Below are 3167 nucleotides of genomic sequence, written 5' to 3' on the forward strand. Positions count from 1 at the left end.
GGTCATTGAAGAATACGGAAATATTGTATTCTGGGCCGATACTGCGCGGCCTGAGCACATTGCAAGGTTTGTTAATGAAGGTATCGACGCTCAATATGCTGACAAGAAAAAGCTAAAAGGTATCGAAGATGTAGCCCGGCAGATTAAAGCCGACAAATTATTTGTTGTGCGAGATAACGCTAAAGAGTTTGCATCCGAAGTATTTGCCTATGTATGGGACCAAAAGAAGGGTGAACCCGTCAAAGATAGGGACCACGCAATGGATACGGCACGATATGTTATTCACAACGACCTATCTGAAGACAATGAAGTACAAATTTTACGAGGTATTTTCTAATGGCAATCAATTTTAATAGTGAACGGTTGTCAGCAGATGATAACCAGGTATTTTATTTTGACCAACTTGATGGGGATGCACTGCTTAGTCCAGATGAGTTGAGCAGCTTAATTAGTCAACATCAAGGACATGAACTAATGCACCGATACAATCGGTTGCGGAAGTATTATGTTGGTCAACACAAGATTTTAAACAAGCCACGCAAGCGACAAGGAAAGCCAGATACTCGATTAGTCGTCAATTTTGCTAAAGAATTGGTAGATAATGAGGTCGGATACTTCGCTGGTACGCCGGTAAAGTTCGATTACGTTGAGAATGGTGATTCTAACGAAGAAATTGACAAGCAAATTAACGAGTTCGTTAATAACAACAATTTAACTGATGTTGTCGCAGAACTCGCTAAGCAGGTTGATATTTTTGGCCGATCATACTTGTTGATGTATCAGAATGAAGAAAAGCAAACACGAGTAGCACCGGTTGAGCCACGCAACGCATTTGTTGTGTATGCAAATACGGTTGATGCCAAGCCGTTGTTTGGTATTTATTACACGACACGAAACAAGAACAACGGTGTTTCTGGCATGTTATACACTAATGACTTTGTGTATAACTTCCAAGGTACAAACGGCGGATCTATTAGCATTGATACTGAGATTGCCACGGAAAACTTGTTCAAGGCTGTTCCAATCATTGAGTTCTATTCAAACGTTGAGCGACAAGGCCTGTATGAACAAGTAATTGGGCTGATTGACGCCGTTGATGAGGCGTTGAGTAATAAGAACAATGATATTGAATATTTCTCAAACACCATCATGAAGATTGTTAACGCCAAGATTGACCAGAATAAAATGGACGATATGATTGATAAACGTGTCATTTCGGTTCCTGCGGTTAATCCGGACACCCCGGTTGATATTGATTTCTTGAACAAGCCTGATGCCGACACCATTCAAGAGAATTTCTTGGATAGAGCGATTGACATGATTTACACCAAGTCAAACGTTGCTAACTTCCAAGATGAAGTCTTTGGCACGGCGTCTGGTACCGCCCTAGAGTTTAAGCTGCAAGCAATGAGCACAGCAGCCAATATGAAAGAGCGCAAGTTTAAGATGTCGTTGAGCAAGATGTGGCGTCTAGGCTTTACTGTCGGCGCAACATTGCCACTTGACCCAACTGGTCGGCAAGCCAATAACATTCAAATGACGTTTAAGCGGACAGTGCCACACAATATTCAAGATGAAGCGACTACAGCTAAGGCATTGCAAGACGTTGTTAGTCGTCGCACTGCTATCAGTGTGTTGTCATTCGTTGATGACCCTGATGCTGAATTGAAGGCGTTGGAAGATGAACAACAAGAGGCTGCTAAACGCAGTCAACAAATAATGTCATTGGCAGATGATGAGTCGGACTCTGATTTCAACAAGGGAGATACGGGTGATGGTGCAACTGAGCGATAAGGTTCATATGCTTGAGACCATGAAACATGATCAGGATATTAACGTGAAGCTTGAGCGTAAAGCAGACAAGCACACAAACGCAATGAGCGCTGAATTGGGCGCTTTTTTTATTGCTCACGTTAAGGACGACCACATAGACAAGCAAATGCTTAAGCAGGCGCCTAATTCTGATGATGTAGCGCGTTTGCATAATTGGTCGAGACAAATACCTAAGAGCACAGAAAAGGCCGTTAAACAACGGAAAATGCTGTATTTAGGTATGGGTGCCTCAGACATGGAAATGTATGTGCAAGCAATGGTAGGGATGTTAATGCTCCCGCTTGCGGTTGAGTCATACAAGTTGATGGAAGCGACGCTGCATGATGAGTTTGTTGGTGAATATCAACGTCAGAGTGACGAGCTAGGACTGAATGCTGACATTTCAGACAGCAAGGTCAATAAGTTGTCTCATAAATCGTTTGATAATAAAACACCACAGAAAGCCTTCTGGACGACGTTTGATAAGTCGGTTGTTAATGTATCGCTCGAACTCACAAAAGCCATTCAGCAAGGCGTCAGTGCCAAAGAATGGTCTATTATCACGGGAGGTTAGTAGTTATGGATGAAGATTACGAAAACTACACTGATGATGATTATGTTGATGAGTTGAAACAATACGCTCAAGACATTAAGAGCGAGCAAGCACAAGATGAGGCGGAACGACGCAAACAATTAGCCGAGATGGTCGGTGGTTATATGGGCCTTTGGTGGTATTTGCGTTCGTTCAGTTCTAGCACAGCTCGTAACATTCGAACTTATGCTGCAGTTGCCGATCGTGAAGCTAAGATTGAAGCGTGGACCAATGGCACTCCAGAGGATAGCAAGTCCGCTAAGTTATCAGCTGCTGCCGAAGAACGCGCCAAAAAGCTTGCGCCATTTCGTGATTTACCTGGTTCAAAAGACCAGCAGGTGATGCTGATTAATGAATTTGGTGCCTGCGCAGTATGTGCGCCTTATGTTGGTAAGACGTACACGCTTGAAGAAGCGCAAGAGTTGGTTCCGTTTCATCCTAATTGCCGTTGCACGTTGGTTCGCGTCACGGAACAAGATGATAAATTCCAAATGATTACTAGTGGCGCCATTGGTGAAACGGCTATGAGCATCAAGCAAGATGATGATGAACCTGATCAAGAAGAGTACGATTATGAAAACATTGATGAGAAGCCAAAAGAAAAGATTGAAATCAAATCAATTAAAGATGTTCCTAAAGAATGGTTTTCATTGCGTGGTGTAAAGACCGTTGATGGGACCGTTATTAAACAGGTTAATTTTCACGCTATTGAACGAGCATACCAACGTAATATTAATGTTGAAGAGTTCAAGGAGACGTTGAC

General features: G+C 42.7%; 2 protein-coding genes and 2 pseudogenes. All 4 read left to right on the forward strand.

All coding sequences use genetic code 11. From position 1 onward, the window contains the following. A pseudogene (locus WEIDD23_RS14960) lies at positions 1-337 on the forward strand (PBSX family phage terminase large subunit); the annotation flags it as partial. Then, complete coding sequence (locus WEIDD23_RS10915) at positions 337-1794, forward strand: phage portal protein (protein WP_062359006.1); 1458 nt, start codon at positions 337-339, stop codon at positions 1792-1794. The pseudogene WEIDD23_RS14960 and the gene WEIDD23_RS10915, both read left to right, overlap by 1 nt. Next, entirely contained in the window at positions 1775-2386 is a 612-nt protein-coding gene (locus WEIDD23_RS10920; protein ID WP_062359007.1) for a hypothetical protein, read from the forward strand. Before WEIDD23_RS10915 ends, WEIDD23_RS10920 begins: the two co-directional genes overlap by 20 nt. A gap of 5 nt (positions 2387-2391) precedes the next feature. Continuing rightward, a pseudogene (locus WEIDD23_RS13785) lies at positions 2392-3167 on the forward strand (hypothetical protein); the annotation flags it as partial.

Source organism: Weissella sp. DD23, from assembly GCF_001579105.1.
Lineage (GTDB): Bacteria > Bacillota > Bacilli > Lactobacillales > Lactobacillaceae > Weissella > Weissella cibaria.

What these genes read in the sequence shown, in the direction of transcription:
- WEIDD23_RS10915 (WP_062359006.1), top strand. Translation starts at nt 337, where the DNA reads ATGGCAATCAATTTTAATAGTGAACGGTTGTCAGCAGATGATAACCAG.
- WEIDD23_RS10920 (WP_062359007.1), top strand. Translation starts at nt 1,775, where the DNA reads ATGGTGCAACTGAGCGATAAGGTTCATATGCTTGAGACCATGAAACAT.